This window comes from Secundilactobacillus silagei JCM 19001 (assembly GCF_002217945.1).
Taxonomy (GTDB): Bacteria; Bacillota; Bacilli; order Lactobacillales; family Lactobacillaceae; genus Secundilactobacillus; species Secundilactobacillus silagei.
The window spans coordinates 244,757-260,955 of record NZ_BCMG01000003.1 but is presented as its reverse complement, the minus strand read 5'-3'; the positions used below and the strand labels follow the sequence as shown (position 1 = coordinate 260,955).

The window sequence follows — 16,199 nt, the reverse complement described above, 5'->3', positions numbered from 1 at the left end:
GCGGATCCACCGAGGGTTCAAAGGACTCCAGGACACCTTGGAAGCATCATTTATTTAAGTTAGATACATATTATATGTACGAAGGCATTTCATTTACACAAGATTCTTGACGCTACCAAATGTTTATATATAACGTGTAAATAGTTGGTAAATAAGACTAGCGATGGTATTAGGGAAAACTATGGAAAGGCGTAATTTTGGTGTCAAAGTCCAGTTTGTAGTATGTTGGAAAGGGAAAGTAGTTAGTTGTAAACAGGAGGGATGAATAGTTATTATTTTGTTATAAAAAGCTCTAAAAACTTATCAAAAGGGATAATATCAGGTTGTTTTGTCAAGTTTAAGTAAACTGACTGATTTTGAAAATAGTTTCCCTCATAATTCCCTTAAAATGACTTTTAAATGTCTTTGTCCGGTATAATAATCACGAACCCAGCGGATAAAGTGGGTCACTAAATTTAAGTAGACGGGGAAATGCGATGTTAATGACCTACAAAGTTGAGCTTAAGCCAACTGACCAGCAGGCTTGGCTGATCGATCAGCAGATATCCGGCAGTCGCTGGGCCTATAACCTCTTTTTAGATATTAATCGTCAACGCTACGAGTGTGGTTACCACTACATGGAAGCCTATGAATTTTCCAAGTGGTTCAATCATGATTATTTGGAGGCTAATCCAGATGATCAGTGGATCAAAGAACTGTATGCCAAGTCTGTGAAACAAGCATTTATTGATGCAGATACAGCCATGAAGAGATTCTTTAAGAAATTAAGTGATTTTCCGCATTGGCGCTCATTTAAACGCGGTCAAGGTAGCTACTATTTCGTTAAGAACAGTCAGAAACAGATTATTGCTTGTGATCGGCATCGGATTAAATTGCCCAAGCTGGGTTGGATACGATTGAAAGAATTCGGCTATATTCCCACTGATGCTAAACACTTCGTCATTAAACACGGACGGGTGAAGGTTAAAGCTGGTCGGTATTATCTGACCTGTGTTGTGGAACAAGCTGATTCGATTCAACCAGATTTAGTTAATGGCCCAATTGGAATTGATTTGGGATTGAAGAATTTCGCGATTTTAAGTAACGGTTTAATTTATGGCAACCAGAATAAAAGCAGTCGACTAAAGCAAATCAGAAAACGGCTTCGACGACTGCAAAGAAAATTATCACGCCAGTATCATGCACTGAAGGCTAGAAAACAGAAGGAAGGCAGATCTGCTACTGATTTAAATCTAGCCAAAACTCAGCTGAAAGTGCAGCGGCTTTATCAACGGTTAACTAATATTCAAATTGATTATCAAAATAAGCTGATTGCCACTGTGGTGAGAGCCAAGCCACAGTGGGTCGCTTTAGAAGATTTGAATGTTGGTGGTATGTTAAAGAATCGCCATTTGGCTAAAGCTATCGCTCAACAAGGTTTTTACAATTTTAGAGTGAAGCTGATTACTAAATGTCAACAATTAGGAATTCCAGTGCATTTAACTGGACGTTTTGAGCCAACTTCCAAACTTTGTCACCAATGTGGCACTAAGAAAGTAAGCTTGAAGTTGAGTGAACGTACCTATCACTGTCCTAATTGCCACTATACCAATGACCGTGATTTAAATGCTGCCCTGAATATCAGGGATACGGAAAACTTTGCTTTAGCCTACTAAAACAACAGGTCGCAAAGTATGTACCGGTGGCTAGCCGGGAATTAACGCTTGTGGACTATCATATCAACTGCAGTAGCGAGGTTTATGCGAGACGGGATAGGATGAAGCAAGAATAATCGTTAACTTTTTATAAGTTATCAGTAGCAGGGGTCAATATGGCATTTGATTATGATACGATTGTGATTGGCGGCGGGCCAGGCGGACTGGCCGCTGCATACGGTTTGAATAATAGTCAACGCGTTTTAGTAGTTGAGGGCAACCTGTGGGGTGGCACGTGTCCTAACTTCGGCTGTGACCCGAAGAAAATGCTTTATGGGGTCGTTGAAGCTCGGCGACAGGCTATCCGCTATCAGGAAAGCGGGTTACCAGTAGAACCTAAAATTGACTGGTCGGCGATGATGGCGTTTAAACACAGCTATACGGATAAAGTGCCAACTGGAACCGCGGCTGGTTTAAAGAGCGCAGGTATCGATCAGCTCCACGGCACCGCTTCATTTGTAGATGAACATACCTTACGAGTGGGAGATCAACAGGTTACCGGTAAGCAAATTGTCATTGCAACTGGTGCTCGGCCCAATATTCCTGATATTCCCGGGAAAGCAGCTTTTAAAACGAGTACTGATTTTTTGAATTTGGCGCATCTGCCAAAGAAGATCGGTTTCGTGGGTGCCGGCTACGTGGCCATTGAACTGGCGAACATTGCGGTGGAAGCGGGTGCTGAAGTCCATATTTTTCAGCATAATGACCGGCTTCTGCGCAATTTTCCTCAGGTCTATACTGAACGTTTAAAAAAGCTTTTAGCAGATAAGGGCATCCAGTTTCATCTGAATACAAACGTGACGGAGCTCAATGCAGTTGGCGATAATCAAATCAAAGTCGTCACTGATAGTACTGCGCCCATTACGCTGAACGCTATTTTTGCAGCTGCTGGGCGGCGGCCAAATCTAGATCAGCTTAATTTAACCGGTATCGGCGTGGCCATTGAACCGCAAGGCGTTAAGGTCGATGATCACTTGAGAACTAATGTGCCATCGATCTATGCGATTGGTGACGCCATTGCTAAGTCGGTGCCTAAGCTGACGCCAGTCTCCGGGATTGAAGGGCGCTACGTGGCAGCACTGCTCACTGGTGAAACCAGCGGGCCAATTCATTATCCAGCAATTCCGCACACCGTGTTTGCCGGCCCAGAGCTTGCTCAAGTTGGGATAACACTGGGAACAGCTGAACGGGAAAACAAGCAGTATGCGATTCATGATCAGTCGGTGGGGGCTTGGTACACGTACCATCGGCTGCAGGATAAGGACGCCCACGTGACAACGATTACTGATAAGCATTCCGGTCAATTAGTTGGTGCAGTCGTTTTAGCGGTTAACGCTGAAGAGTTGATTAACGATTTTTCAGAGCTGATCACGCATCAAACGACAGCTGAAAAAGCCACTGACTGGACCCCAGTTTATCCCAGTGTCACTAGTGATATTGGATACTTTTATTAATTAAATAAACGACAAAACCCCTTGTGTACGTATGCATACGAGGGGTTTATCGTGTTAAAATAAATCATTAAGGAAGTGGCGAAATGGACAGGTCAGCAGATATTTACCAGCAAATTATGGCAGACCCGCAAAACGTGGCGTTTACACAACGCGGTATCGCGCCGTTATACCATGTGGAACCAGAAGCCCGGATCCTGATTATCAGTCAGGCACCCAGTCGTAAGGGTCAGGAATCGATGACGTATTGGGATGATCCCAGTGGTGACCGGTTGCGCGCATGGATGGGAATGAGCCGTGAAGAATTTTACCATTCTGGGAAATTAGGGGTTGTGCCATTGGACTTTTATTTCCCGGGAAAAGGTAAGCAGGGTGACCTACCACCACGGAAGGGTTTTGCCGAAAAGTGGCATAAACCGGTTCTTGAATTGATGCCGAAAGTTTCATTAACGCTGCTGATTGGTGCCTATGCGCAAAAGTATTATCTGCAAAAACGCCGTCAAAAAACGCTGACAGAAACGGTGGCTCATTACCAAGATTACTTACCAGAATATTTCCCCATTGTTCATCCTTCACCATTAAATTACGGCTGGATGCACCAACATCCTTGGTTTGAAAAATCAGTGGTACCGGAATTACAGGCTGATATTAGACGGTTGCTGGCAGAATAGAATGGTTGCCGAGCGTCAGCAGCTATTTTGTCCGCTATTTATTAATTTAAAGTAAGTATTTTTGATTAATTGCTTGAAGGTTTAGTCTATTTACGGTAGTGTATACGCCTGGATTATTAGAAATGGAGCAAAATTATGGATGATCAAGTTTTCTTTGATTTTGACGGCACCATTGTTGATTCTGAACGTGGGATCGTTGCGGCAGTTAAAAAAATGGTCACGGTTATGCAGCTGCCACGGCTAACGGATGCTCAGTATCGGCTATTTATTGGGCCGACATTAACGGTTAGCCTGAAACGGTTTTTCCCGACCTTGTCTCAAGAGCAGGTGACCGCTGCCGTTAAACAATATCAAAAAGAGTATGATACTAAGGGGCTATATCAGTTAGACGTTTATCCTGGGATTGAAGCGGCACTGACAACGTTGAAGTCTGCTGGCTATCAGTTAAACGTGGCTTCAGCTAAACCGGAATGGGTGCTGCGCCGAATCATTGATAAATTTCAATTGAACACGTATTTTAACGGGATTTATGGCGCTACTTCGGACGAACGAGTTCGGTCCAGTAAAACGGCGATATTGGCTTACGGTATTGAAAAAAGCGGTGCTTCACGAAGTCGCAGTGTGATGGTTGGCGACCGCTATACCGATATGGCTGGCGGTAATGCAAATCAAGTGAAGACTTTGGGTGTGACGTATGGTTTTGGCGATGTCGCAGAGCTTCGATCTTCCAACGCAACAGCACTGGTTGCTTCTCCGGCGGAATTACCAGCCGGGGTGGCAAAATTATTAAGAGTCTAAGGTTAAAGAGCGCTTAAGCATGGCGACTCTTTTTTATTCAAAATTAAAGTGATAGTTAATGCGTAAAACGAGAAAGTAAAATCGAGGTAATTCTAGTGATTGAACTGCTTAACGTCAACAAGGAGTATCAAGAACAGCACGCCTTGGATCATTTAAGTCTCACCATTAATGACGGTGAGCTTTTTGTGCTGGTCGGGCCTTCCGGTAGTGGGAAAACCACGTTGCTGAAAACCATTAATCGGTTGGTCGTCCCAACTTCTGGACAGGTTAAAATTGATGGTAAAGATGTGGCAGATGTTGATCTCCAGCAACTACGCCGCCGAATTGGCTATGTGCTGCAGACCGGGGCATTATTTCCCAATATGACCGTGGCTGAAAATGCCAGTGTGCAACTGGATAACTTGAAATGGCCGGCAGAAAAGAAGCATGAACGCATTGCTGAACTCATGACGGAGGTTGGCCTTGATCCCGACCATTTTCTTGACCGTATGCCAAGTGAATTATCCGGTGGTGAGGCGCAGCGGGTCGGCATCGTGCGGGCCTTAGCTGCGAAACCCGGGTTAGTTTTAATGGATGAATCGTTCAGTGCCTTAGATCCAGTTTCGCGAAGACAGCTTCAGCAAATTGTCATCAACCTTCACCGGGATCTCGACAGTACCATTGTGTTTGTGACCCATGATATGCATGAAGCCTTGCGTTTAGCAGACCGAATTGCGGTTGTCTACAATGGTAAATTGCAGCAGGTGGGGACACCCACTGAAATTCTGACAGAACCCGCTAACGCATTCGTCAGCAGCTTTTTTGCAGATGAGCAGCAGACAGATCAATTATTGGGGCAGGTTCTGGCGGCTGGTTTTGGTCGGCCAGCAAAGCCGAATGAGCCAGGGACAAAAATGGTCAAAGGGCAAAGCATCTTCGAATGGGCGACTGCCCTTCAAAAGTCGCAGATCGACCAAGTTATCGTGGATGATACGGCCCTGAGTGATCACGATTTAATTGATTATTTAGCTTCACTGGAAACGGAAGGTGACCATCATTAATCAAGTGATCAGCTACATTAATAAGAACCACAGCGATCTGTTACAGGCCCTGTGGCAGCATATTTCAATTTCTCTGATTGCCATGCTGATCACGATTTTGATTGCCATACCATTGGCGATCGCCCTGATCAATCATCGTCGCATTGGTGAATTTTTCTTGCAAGTCACTGGGGTGATTCAAACGATTCCCAGTCTAGCAGTCTTAGGGATTCTCATTCCATTCGTCGGAATTGGGACGGTACCCGCAATTATTGCTTTAGTGTTATACGCAATCATGCCAGTGTTTCAAAACACCTATGCTGGGCTCACTAATATTGATCCCGTTTTGTTAGAGGCCGCGGATGCGCTGGGTGTCACCCCCCAATTCAAACTATTTAAGGTCGAATTGCCGTTAGCCATGCCGATGATTTTATCCGGGATTCGAATTGCCACCGTGCTGGTTATCGGGACCGCAACGCTGGCTGCCTTAATTGGCGGTGGCGGTTTGGGGACCTATATTCTTTTAGGAATTCAGACCAACAATAATACCGCGCTGCTGGTTGGTGCAATTCTTTCAGCTATTTTGGCATTGTTAGCCAATTGGCTGATCGAGGTCTTATCAAAAGTACCTTTAAAGCGCATTGGAATCGGTGTTTTGACACTGGTTATCATCGGCCTGGGCGGAACCATTGGTCATAATCTATTGAAGCCGCAGACTGAGACCGTGACAATTGCCGGCAAATTAGGCGGTGAACCTGAAGCCCTGATCAATATGTATAAGGATTTAATTGAACAAAACGATTCCAAGGTTAAAGTGTCGCTAAAGCCTAACTTTGGTGGCACCAGTTTTCTGTTCAAGGGTCTTCGAAGCAATAAGATCGATATTTATCCCGAATTTACGGGCACCATTTTGCAGACGCTGGTTCAGGGAAATCATACCGTTAATCATGATCCGCATATTGCTTACGAGGATGCTCGCAAGGATGTTAAACAACAATTTAACATGACGTATTTGAAACCGATGGCGTATCAGAATAACTACGCGGTGGCCGTTAGACGAGGGACTGCCAACCGTTATCATTTACGCACGATCTCCGATTTAGCGCGGGTCTCTAAGCAGCTTTCCGGTGCGTTTGATCCGGACTTTTATCAGCAAAGTAACGGTTATCCAGGGTTGACCAAAACCTATGGACTGCATTTGAAGTCAGCTAAAACCATGGAACCGTCGCTGCGTTATGAAGCACTGGCTGATAAACGGGTGGACGTGACGGATGGGTATACTACTGATCCGCAAATTAAGGAATACCACTTAGTTGTGCTGAAAGATAACCAGCACTTTTTCCCAACCTATCAGGGAGCGCCTTTAATGAAAGCCAGCTTTGCTAAGCAGCATCCGGCAATCGTTAAACAGCTCAATCGCTTAAGTGGCAAAATCTCCATTCGCGATATGCAGAATATGAACTATCAAGTGACCGTTAAACATCGTAAAGCTTCAGTTGTTGCCCGAGAATATTTAACTGATCATCATTATTTAAAATAAGCTAAAGCACCAAGTGAACTGGCTACCAGTTTGCTTGGTGCTTTTTTTAGGAAGAATTTAGGCACTCCAAATTATATTTTCATGGGAATTTCTGGTGAATAACCTTAAGACCTTAATTAATCCGCTTACATCATGAAGTTTTGCTTGTAATTAAAATTGATGGTGGTAATATAAGTTTTGGAAATTGAGCGGGCGCTCAGTCGAAAACAATTGAATTGCTTTGAATGTTTGGATCAAAGAAATGATAACTTGATATGGAATTAAACATAGCGCTTAGCTTTATATCAAATTTGGGTTTCAATGACCAACCGAATTTCTAAGCCAATAGAAAAGAGGTTTTTAATGATGAAAGAAACAGATACAAAGAAACATAACTTCGTACAAGGTATGAACGGTGAGGGTAAGAGCCTGGATGAAGTTAACGGTTCAGTCGAGGTTCCCAAGAACGGGGGCTTTTGGAAAACCCTGATGGCCTATACCGGTCCTGGTATTTTAATTGCTGTTGGGTACATGGATCCCGGTAACTGGATCACGTCAATCGCTGGTGGGGCACAGTTTAAATATAAGTTACTGGCAGTGATTCTGATTTCTAGTTTGATTGCGATGCTGTTACAAGCGATGTCAGCTAAATTGGGAATTGTGACGGGTAAAGACTTAGCTCAACTGACCCGTGAACGTACTAGTAAAGGCATGGGCATCGTGCTCTGGGTGATTGCTGAATTAGCGATCATGGCAACTGATATTGCCGAAATTATTGGTTCTGGGATTGCTTTGGAACTGCTTTTTAAAATTCCTTTAGTAGTTGGTATTTTGATAACGGCAGCGGATGTGTTGCTGTTACTGGTCCTGATGAAGTTAGGCTTCAGAAAAATTGAAGCCATTGTAGCAACGTTAGTGGCAGTGATCTTACTGGTCTTCGCTTATGAAGTTGCCTTATCCAATCCAAGTATTGCGGGTATCATTGGCGGTTACGTTCCGAAAACGGATATTATCACTAACCATTCGATGCTATATCTTTCATTAGGGATCGTGGGTGCCACGGTGATGCCTCATGATCTGTACTTAGGCTCATCGATTTCACAAACCCGGCAGCTTGACCGTTCAGATAAAAAAGACATTGCTAAAGCCATTCGATTCTCAACGATCGATTCTAACTTGCAATTGTTCATCGCCTTCATTGTTAACAGCTTGCTGTTGATCCTTGGGGCGGCATTGTTCTTTGGTACCAACAGCTCGTTAGGTCATTTCGTAGATCTGTTCAATGCTTTGAATAACAGTCAAATCGTTGGTGCGATTGCGAGTCCAATGTTAAGTATGTTATTTGCCATTGCACTGCTGTCATCAGGTCAAAGTTCCACCATTACCGGAACACTGGCTGGACAAATCATCATGGAAGGTTTCATTCGGCTGCGGATTCCATTGTGGGCGCAACGGTTAGTGACGCGATTACTTTCAGTCACACCAGTGCTGATTTTCGCCATTATTTACCGGGGGAACGAAGCTAAGATTGAAGGTTTGCTGACCTTCTCACAAGTGTTCTTAAGTATTGCGTTACCGTTTGCGGTGATTCCACTGGTAATGTTTACGAGCAGTAAAAAGATTATGGGTGAGTTCGCTAATCATGCGTGGGTCAAATACAGCGCGTGGACAGTGACCATCGTTTTGATTGTGCTAGACGTTTATCTGCTAGTACAACAAGTAGGAGAAATGTTTTAGTTGAAACTTGTAGAGACAGTTTTCAGAGATACATTAGGAGGCTGTCTCTTTTTCGTACCGTAATCGGTGACAGAGTGAGGATTAGTAATGAGTAAAAATGGCACTAAAAGTGACCAGCATAAAGATAAGATTCTAAACATTTCCCGGGAAATGTTTGCTAGTAGGGGTTATGAAGCAACCACCACGCGAATGATCAATCAAGCAGCGGGTACGGCTGAAGGCCTGATGTACTATTATTTTCCCCATGGTAAGCATGAAATATTAGATACGATCGTTTATCAGGGCATTATTAACCGTGTGAATCAACTGCAGTTTACCTTCGATGATTGTTTAACTAAGGAGGCACTAGAACAGCGCTTGATGGGTATTTTTGAAAGTATTTGGCAGGCCTTTCAAGAAGAGGAGAACTACCATTCCTTTATGATTACCATCCACGAACGGATGTTATTGTCTGATGACCAGGCAGGCTGGTTACTTCAGGTTTTAGACGGGATTGTCGGCCAGATCGCTACTCACTTAAAAACGGCACCGACCCTTCAGCCGATGCCTGAAAGCCAGTCACGACCGTTAGCACGGGTAATTGTGTCAATCTTTCAAAAGGTGATTTATGATGAACTGCTGATTAAGAATAATCGACAGTTGACTGAACAGATGAAGAATCAGATCCGGCCAGAATTAAGTGTGGTGCTTTAATACACCAAATAAGTCGGACTTTAAAACGTGTTTTTTGGCTATCATTGGCCAAGAAACACGTTTTTTGATTACCAGCTTTGCGCTATACTAGTGAGGTAAATGCTTTTTTTGAGGAGGGCGTAATGCTGCATGCTATTTTAATTACAATTTATCTGGTGTTGGCAGGGACCACTGCCGGATTTTTAAGTGCCACTGCTGGCCTTGCTTCTCTGGTATCCTATCCAGTGCTATTAAGTGTTGGTATACCGCCAGTGAGTGCTAATGTAACCAATACGGCTGCCCTGATTTTTACCGGTCTGGGGTCAACGCTGTCATCGTCCAAAGAGCTTAAAGGCAATCACACAACCATGTGGCACATTGGCCTTTTAACGGCTTCAGGTGGGATTCTTGGCTGTATCATTCTCGCTTATTTGCCTTCTTCGAGTTTTGAACACGTGGTGCCGTTTTTGATTTTCCTGGCGGCCCTTATGATGATGCTGTCAGGCAAAAAGAAACAGACGGCTAGAACCGATCAACCAACCAAACTATGGGTACGGATACTGAAAAATGTGTCCATCTTTTTAGTGGGGGTCTACATTGGCTACTTTGGGGCCGCTGCTGGTATCTTTCTGTTATCGATTTTAACGGTGACTCTGGCAAAACCGTTCGCGGTCAGCAATGCAATCAAGAATTTTTCAGCGCTGCTCACCAACACGATTTCACTGGTTATCTACGCGTTTACCATTAAAGTTTATTGGTTAATGGCCGTTCCGCTTGCGGTGGGAATGTTCATTGGCGGCTATATTGGACCCGTTGTGGTACGTCTCGTGCCGGTTAAATTACTGCGCAATGTGATCACCATCGCGGCGTTCTGTCTGTCCGGTTATCTTTTCTACACGGCCTACTTTAAATAGGTCAGCCTTGACATTTTATTTGAGTTCCCGTATGCTATCTGGAGTCAATTAAATCGCTATTAGCAAGGTCATCATCGGGTGGCCTTGATAGGCAGCTACTTCTAGTCGAAGATACAGCGTTTAAAAACGTTGAAGACTAAGAGCAGCTGCCTTTTTCTATGCGAAGTGAAAGGAAGTTAGCTATGACATCAGTAGTATTACGGGGAATGTTGATCAGTTTTGCGTTAGTATCATCAATTGGGATGCAGAACTTGTTTGTTGTGAACAGTGCCATGAGTAACCGCCTGCGCCGCGCATTACTAATCGGTGTCTTTGTGTGGTTAGCAGATACCACTTTAACCTCTGTCGCTTTCTTGGGAATGGGTGCATTGGTGAGTCGCTATTTGTGGCTGAAAATCGCGATCATGCTGATTGGTGGTCTGATCGTCGTTTGGATGGGATTTGGCATCTTACGCTCAGCTAGTCAGATTGAACTGGGAAATAACAACTCACAAATGCCATTGAAAGAGGCGTTTGGTGGTGCCTGGATCGTTGCTTTTGCTAATCCGCAAGCGATTATCGATACGAGTGTGACCATGGGTGCCTTACGGGGAACGTTAACCGCTAACCAGGTATTGCCATTTTTAGGCGGAATCGTTTTAGCCACTGCCATTTGGTTTTTCACTATCACTATGATCGTAGGTATTTTAAAGAATCGCTTACCGAAACGCGTCTTGATCTGGGTCAATATTATTTCAGGATTTGTTGTCATGGGTTATGGCATCTTATTGCTGATCAACGGTGTTTGTCTGATCTTTTAAATGGAAAAACAGCCTTGAATCAAGACCGATAACCATTATCGAGTTTGATTCAAGGCTGTTTTATTAGTCGCGTTGAAGGCGCAGCGCATTAAGAATTGCAATGATGGTCACACCCACATCAGCAAAAACGGCTTCCCACATGCCAATGAGGCCGAAAGCGCCAAGCAGGAGGAAAATGATTTTGATCGTCAGTGCAAACGTAATGTTTTCCCAGACGATTCGCTTGGTGGCTTTAGCAATTTGAATGATGGTCGCTACTTTTGACGGCTTATCATCCATAATCACGATATCAGCAGCTTCAATCGCTGCGTCAGCACCCAAGCCACCCATGGCAATACCCACGTCAGCACGGGCTAAAACCGGTGTATCATTGATGCCGTCACCAACGAAGCCAACTTGATGGTTAGTCGCGTGAGCAGCTTGATTGAGTTTTTCAATTTCAGTGACTTTTTGAGCGGGTAACAGCCCGGAGATGACGTGATCCAAGGACAACTGTTGGCCAATATGATTAGCAACACCCTGATTATCACCCGTCAATAGTACGGTATGATCAACACCATGGTGCTTAAGTGAAGCAATGGCGGTTGCAGCATCTAGCTTCGGTTGATCAGCAACTTTGATACTGCCAGCAAATTGATGATCAATAGCAACGTAAACGGTCGTGCAATCCGTTTGATCAGCTGGCATCGAAATTTGCGTTTTCGCCATTGCCTTAGCGTTACCAATCACAACATCGTGATCGTCAATGATGGCGTGAATGCCATGACCGGCTGTTTCTTTGATATCGTGGCTATTGAACTGGCTCAGATCACCCTTGTAGGCTGCTAAAATCGACAGGGCAATGGGGTGGTTAGAGTGCTGTTCGGCCGCGGCAGCAATCCCCAGTAAGTGATCATTCGTTAGCGGTGCAACTGGCTTAATTTCACTCACTGCAAATTTTCCTTGCGTCAAAGTCCCCGTTTTATCAAACGCAATCGTGTTTACCCGTGTCAGAACTTCGAGAAAATTACTGCCCTTAACTAGGATACCGTGCCGTGAAGCTGCGCCGATTCCGCCAAAGAAACTTAGTGGAACGGAAATTACTAGTGCGCAGGGGCAGCTGATGACCAGAAAGACGAGCGCCCGATTGATCCAAGTCGCCCATGAGCCGATTTGAAGCAATGGCGGAAAGATTGCTAATAGGACTGCTAAGCCCACCACGATCGGCGTATAGATTTTAGCAAACCGCGTGATGAATTTTTCCGTCGTGGTTTTCTTTTGAGTGGCGTTTGAAACAAGATCCAAGATACGCGCAATCGTTGATTCCTGATAACGCTTGGTGACCTGGACATCGATCACGCCGGTAAGGTTAATCGCACCGCTCAAAACGGTTTCACCGCCCTGCACGTCACGGGGCAAGGATTCACCGGTTAGCGCAGAAGTATCCAGGCTAGTAGTGCCACGGACTAGTTCGCCATCTAAAGCCACCTTTTCACCCGGGTTGACCCGGATGATCTGACCGGGAATGACCTGTTCAGGTTTAACGGTTCGTTCACCGGTGTTGGTTAAAAGCGTGGCGGTGGTTGCTTTAAGCTTCAGCAGTGAAGAAATTGACTGCTTAGACTGTTGAACCGCGATGGCCTCAAACAACTCACCGATTTGATAAAATAGCATAACTGCGATAGCCTCAGGATAGTCACCTAAAGCAATGGCGCCAACCGTAGCGACAGTCATCAAAAAATTCTCGTCAAAAAAATCACCATGAATGATGTTTTTAACCGATGCCCAGATAACGCGGTAGCCAATAATGGCATAGGAAGCTAAATAGAGCATCATTTTTGGTGGCGAGACTGGTAAACCCACCGCAATTAATAATATAATGGTTGAACTGGCGATCATTAACAGGTCGCGCTTATGATTCAGGAAACCACGCAGCGTTTTACGTGTGTGAGAAGGAACAGTTGCTGCTTTCATTGTATCACCTCAATACATATTAACATATGTTCATATCTCAATATGTATTGTAACTGTCCCCTCTTTAAAATGCAAACGCATCCTTGCTTTCTAGAGCTCACCAATACCGGAAAAAACATTTATGGAGGCAGTTGAAAAAATGGAAGATCCCAAACATTTAGAGGTTGTTAGTCATCTCAAAGACCATTTAATTGTGTCATCAGAGTTAGAAAACGTGGTGGCACTGTTCAAAACGTTAGGTGATGTGACCCGGGTCCGGATTATTTTAGCCTTAGCAGAATCAACGTTAAGCGTGACTGAAATTACGCAGGTTTTAGATTTGAACCAATCGACGGTCTCTCACCAGCTTAGTTTATTGAAACAGCAAAACCTCGTAAAGGGGACCCGCAACGGTAAAAACATTCATTATGAGCTATCCGACCGCCATATTATGACAATTGTTGATCAGGTAAAGGCCCACGTTACTGAACGTTATTAGTCTGATTAAGAAGGACAATCTGCACGATGCGGGTTGCCCTATTTTTTTGGTTGACAACTGTAAACATAGCCTTTATGATATAGACAAGGTTTACAAATGTAGACGAAAAATTAAGGGGTTGAAAAAATGGTTAGAATCTTAGTATTAATAATTGGTTTAGCATTGATGGGCTTTATCACCTGGTGGTTCTTTGGTAAGCACGCGGTAGCGACAGGAACCGTCAATGTGGCCGATAACGTTCAGCAAATCGACGTTGATGTTAACGGCGGCTATTCACCCGAAAAAATTGTTTTAAAAAAGGGTGTACCCGCTGTCTTGAATTTTACCCGGCGTGATCCGTCAAGTTGCTTGGATCGGGTCGTCTTTTCAGATTTTGGGATCAACCGTGAGCTACCTAAGGGCGAAAAACAGGCGATTAACATTGATACCAGCAAAGCCGGCGAATTTCAGTGGGCTTGCGGCATGGACATGTTCCATGGCAAGTTGATTATTAAGTAGGTCGGTTTAAGCGACGATATTAGCGAAAAAAGTTTTGGGGAAGAGTGGTGAATAATCATGTCAATTACGAATCGGTTTTGGATCTCCTTGATCCTGTCGCTACCTATGTTAGCGGAAATGATCTTGCATCCGTTTGGTTGGATGCTGCCCGGTGGCGAATGGACGATGCTGGTATTGACGACCATTATCATGGCGGTTTCAGCTGGCCCGTTTATACAAAGTGCTTGGGCGTCCTTTAAAAAACACCACTCTAATATGGATACCTTGGTGGCAATTGGTACGGCAACGGCCTACTTTTATAGTGTTTATGCCATGATTACTCATCAAGCAGTCTTCTTTGAAAGCGCGGCCTTTGTGACGACCTTTGTCTTACTGGGGCAGGTGTTTGAAGAACGGATGCGCAACAATGCTTCCAATGCTGTCGAAAAATTGGTTCATTTACAGGCTAAGGAAGCTGAAGTGATGCGCGACGGCAGGCTAGTCAAAGTACCGTTGAGTTCGGTCGCGGTTGGTGATCTGATTCGGGTAAAACCGGGTGAAAAGATCGCGGTTGACGGGGTCATTACCAAGGGTAACTCCGCGGTTGACGAATCCATGGTGACCGGTGAATCGATGCCCGTTGAAAAACGCCTTGGCGATCACGTGATTGGTTCCACGATCAACAGTAACGGGACCTTTATGTTCAGAGCTGAAAAGGTCGGTAAGGATACCATGCTCGCTCAAATCGTCGAACTCGTTAAAAAAGCGCAGAACAGTCATGCACCCATTCAAAAATTAACGGATCAGGTTTCAAACATTTTTGTACCCATTGTTTTGATGATTGCCATTCTGACTTTTTTGATCTGGTACGTTTTGATTGGCGCAAGCGTGGCTAATGCCCTGATCTTTGCGGTTTCAGTGGTGGTTATCGCTTGTCCGTGTGCGCTGGGGTTAGCCACTCCGACTGCTTTAATGGTCGGGACTGGCCGTTCAGCCAAGATGGGGATCCTCATTAAAAATGGTGAAGTTCTCGAAAAAGTAAATGATCTCACGACAGTCGTCTTCGATAAAACCGGGACGATAACACGTGGCAAGCCTGAAGTTACCGATATTATTGGTGATCACCAACAGGTTTTATCACTGGCGGCCAGTCTCGAAACCGATTCAGAACACCCCTTAGCTACCGCAATTTTAGCGATGGCCAAAACAGAGGGTGTGAAGACAGTTGCTGTAACTGACTTTCAAGCGATTGAAGGTAAGGGTGTTCGAGCAACGATTGACGGTCAGACTGCCTTTATCGGTAATGACAAACTATTAGCTGACTATCCGATTACACCTGCCTTAAAGCAGCGTATGACACAGTTGCAAGCCGAAGCTAAAACGGTTGTTTTCGTTGGTTTGGCTGATCAAGTGATTGGCTTGATTGCGATTCAGGATGTGCCTAAAGCGACCTCGAAAACAGCCATTGCGGCGCTGAAAAACCGCGGTCTTAAAACGGTCATGCTGACCGGTGATAATCAGCGCGTGGCTCAAGCCATTGCGGATCAAGTTGGTATTGATTCAGTGATTGCGGATGTCCTGCCTGCTGATAAGGCTGATCACGTGAAGGCGTTACAGCAAACAGGCAAGGTAGCCTTTGTTGGCGATGGCATCAATGACGCCCCGGCGCTAACGGTGGCGGATGTTGGTATCGCAATGGGTTCTGGTACGGATATCGCCATTGAATCTGGTGGTATCGTCCTGGTTAAAAATGATTTACGCGATGTCGACCGAGCACTGGCAATCAGCCGCAAAACGTTTAATCGAATCAAGCTCAATTTATTCTGGGCTTTTGTTTACAACGTGCTGGGCATTCCAGTGGCCGCTGGTGTTTTCTACGCAATCGGAATTACGTTGAGTCCGGAACTGGCTGGCTTGGCAATGGCGTTAAGTTCACTGTCAGTGGTGACTAGTTCAGTTTTACTGAATCGCGCCAAAATTTCGACTAACGTTTCTGAGGCAGTTTAACTTAAAATT

General features: G+C 44.7%; 14 protein-coding genes. 13 read left to right on the top strand and 1 reads right to left on the bottom strand.

The annotated features are described in order from the left end of the window. Positions 1 to 476 precede the first annotated feature (476 nt). From CES79_RS04340 to CES79_RS04295, 10 genes are all read left to right on the top strand, one after another. A complete protein-coding gene (locus CES79_RS04340; RefSeq protein WP_089136420.1) occupies positions 477 to 1,655 on the top strand; it encodes an RNA-guided endonuclease InsQ/TnpB family protein in 1,179 nt (392 codons plus the stop codon). A gap of 155 nt (positions 1,656 to 1,810) precedes the next feature. Beyond that, the gene (locus CES79_RS04335; RefSeq protein WP_089136419.1) at positions 1,811 to 3,148 is read left to right on the top strand and encodes a dihydrolipoyl dehydrogenase family protein; all 1,338 of its coding nucleotides are present in this window, start codon (positions 1,811 to 1,813) and stop codon (positions 3,146 to 3,148) included. An 83-nt stretch (positions 3,149 to 3,231) separates the two neighbouring features. Beyond that, positions 3,232 to 3,816, top strand: coding sequence for a uracil-DNA glycosylase family protein (locus CES79_RS04330; RefSeq protein ID WP_089136418.1), 585 nt, complete (start codon positions 3,232 to 3,234; stop codon positions 3,814 to 3,816). 135 nt (positions 3,817 to 3,951) lie between these two features. Next, positions 3,952 to 4,614 (top strand): HAD hydrolase-like protein, encoded by a 663-nt coding sequence (locus CES79_RS04325; protein ID WP_089136417.1) that lies wholly within the window; start codon positions 3,952 to 3,954, stop codon positions 4,612 to 4,614. Between the two features lie 95 nt (positions 4,615 to 4,709). Then, positions 4,710 to 5,654 (top strand): ABC transporter ATP-binding protein, encoded by a 945-nt coding sequence (locus CES79_RS04320; protein ID WP_089136416.1) that lies wholly within the window; start codon positions 4,710 to 4,712, stop codon positions 5,652 to 5,654. Beyond that, entirely contained in the window at positions 5,647 to 7,173 is a 1,527-nt protein-coding gene (locus tag CES79_RS04315) for an ABC transporter permease/substrate-binding protein (RefSeq protein ID WP_089136432.1), read from the top strand. The genes CES79_RS04320 and CES79_RS04315 overlap by 8 nt, the downstream gene beginning before the upstream one ends. Before the next feature lie 387 nt (positions 7,174 to 7,560). Continuing rightward, positions 7,561 to 8,889: an Nramp family divalent metal transporter gene (locus CES79_RS04310; protein ID WP_054655381.1), complete on the top strand. Its 1,329-nt coding sequence runs from the start codon at positions 7,561 to 7,563 to the stop codon at positions 8,887 to 8,889. A gap of 87 nt (positions 8,890 to 8,976) precedes the next feature. Further along, a complete protein-coding gene (locus CES79_RS04305) occupies positions 8,977 to 9,582 on the top strand; it encodes a TetR/AcrR family transcriptional regulator (protein WP_054655244.1) in 606 nt (201 codons plus the stop codon). 122 nt (positions 9,583 to 9,704) lie between these two features. Further along, the gene (locus tag CES79_RS04300; RefSeq protein WP_054655246.1) at positions 9,705 to 10,475 is read left to right on the top strand and encodes a sulfite exporter TauE/SafE family protein; all 771 of its coding nucleotides are present in this window, start codon (positions 9,705 to 9,707) and stop codon (positions 10,473 to 10,475) included. Between the two features lie 182 nt (positions 10,476 to 10,657). Beyond that, on the top strand, positions 10,658 to 11,275 hold the full coding sequence (locus CES79_RS04295) for a LysE/ArgO family amino acid transporter (protein WP_054655248.1): 618 nt from the start codon (positions 10,658 to 10,660) through the stop codon (positions 11,273 to 11,275). Positions 11,276 to 11,338: 63 nt separating this feature from the next. Here CES79_RS04295 and CES79_RS04290 read toward each other — a convergent pair whose 3' ends face one another. After that, positions 11,339 to 13,228, bottom strand: a complete 1,890-nt coding sequence (locus CES79_RS04290) for a heavy metal translocating P-type ATPase (RefSeq protein ID WP_089136415.1) — start codon at positions 13,226 to 13,228, stop codon at positions 11,339 to 11,341. 139 nt (positions 13,229 to 13,367) lie between these two features. Here CES79_RS04290 and CES79_RS04285 point away from each other — a divergent pair, with 139 nt between their 5' ends. From CES79_RS04285 to CES79_RS04275, 3 genes are all read left to right on the top strand, one after another. Beyond that, on the top strand, positions 13,368 to 13,706 hold the full coding sequence (locus tag CES79_RS04285; protein ID WP_054655250.1) for an ArsR/SmtB family transcription factor: 339 nt from the start codon (positions 13,368 to 13,370) through the stop codon (positions 13,704 to 13,706). Between the two features lie 126 nt (positions 13,707 to 13,832). Beyond that, on the top strand, positions 13,833 to 14,204 hold the full coding sequence (locus CES79_RS04280) for a cupredoxin domain-containing protein (protein ID WP_089136414.1): 372 nt from the start codon (positions 13,833 to 13,835) through the stop codon (positions 14,202 to 14,204). Positions 14,205 to 14,261: 57 nt separating this feature from the next. Beyond that, a complete protein-coding gene (locus CES79_RS04275; protein ID WP_089136413.1) occupies positions 14,262 to 16,190 on the top strand; it encodes a copper-translocating P-type ATPase in 1,929 nt (642 codons plus the stop codon). The last annotated feature ends 9 nt before the right edge of the window (positions 16,191 to 16,199 follow it).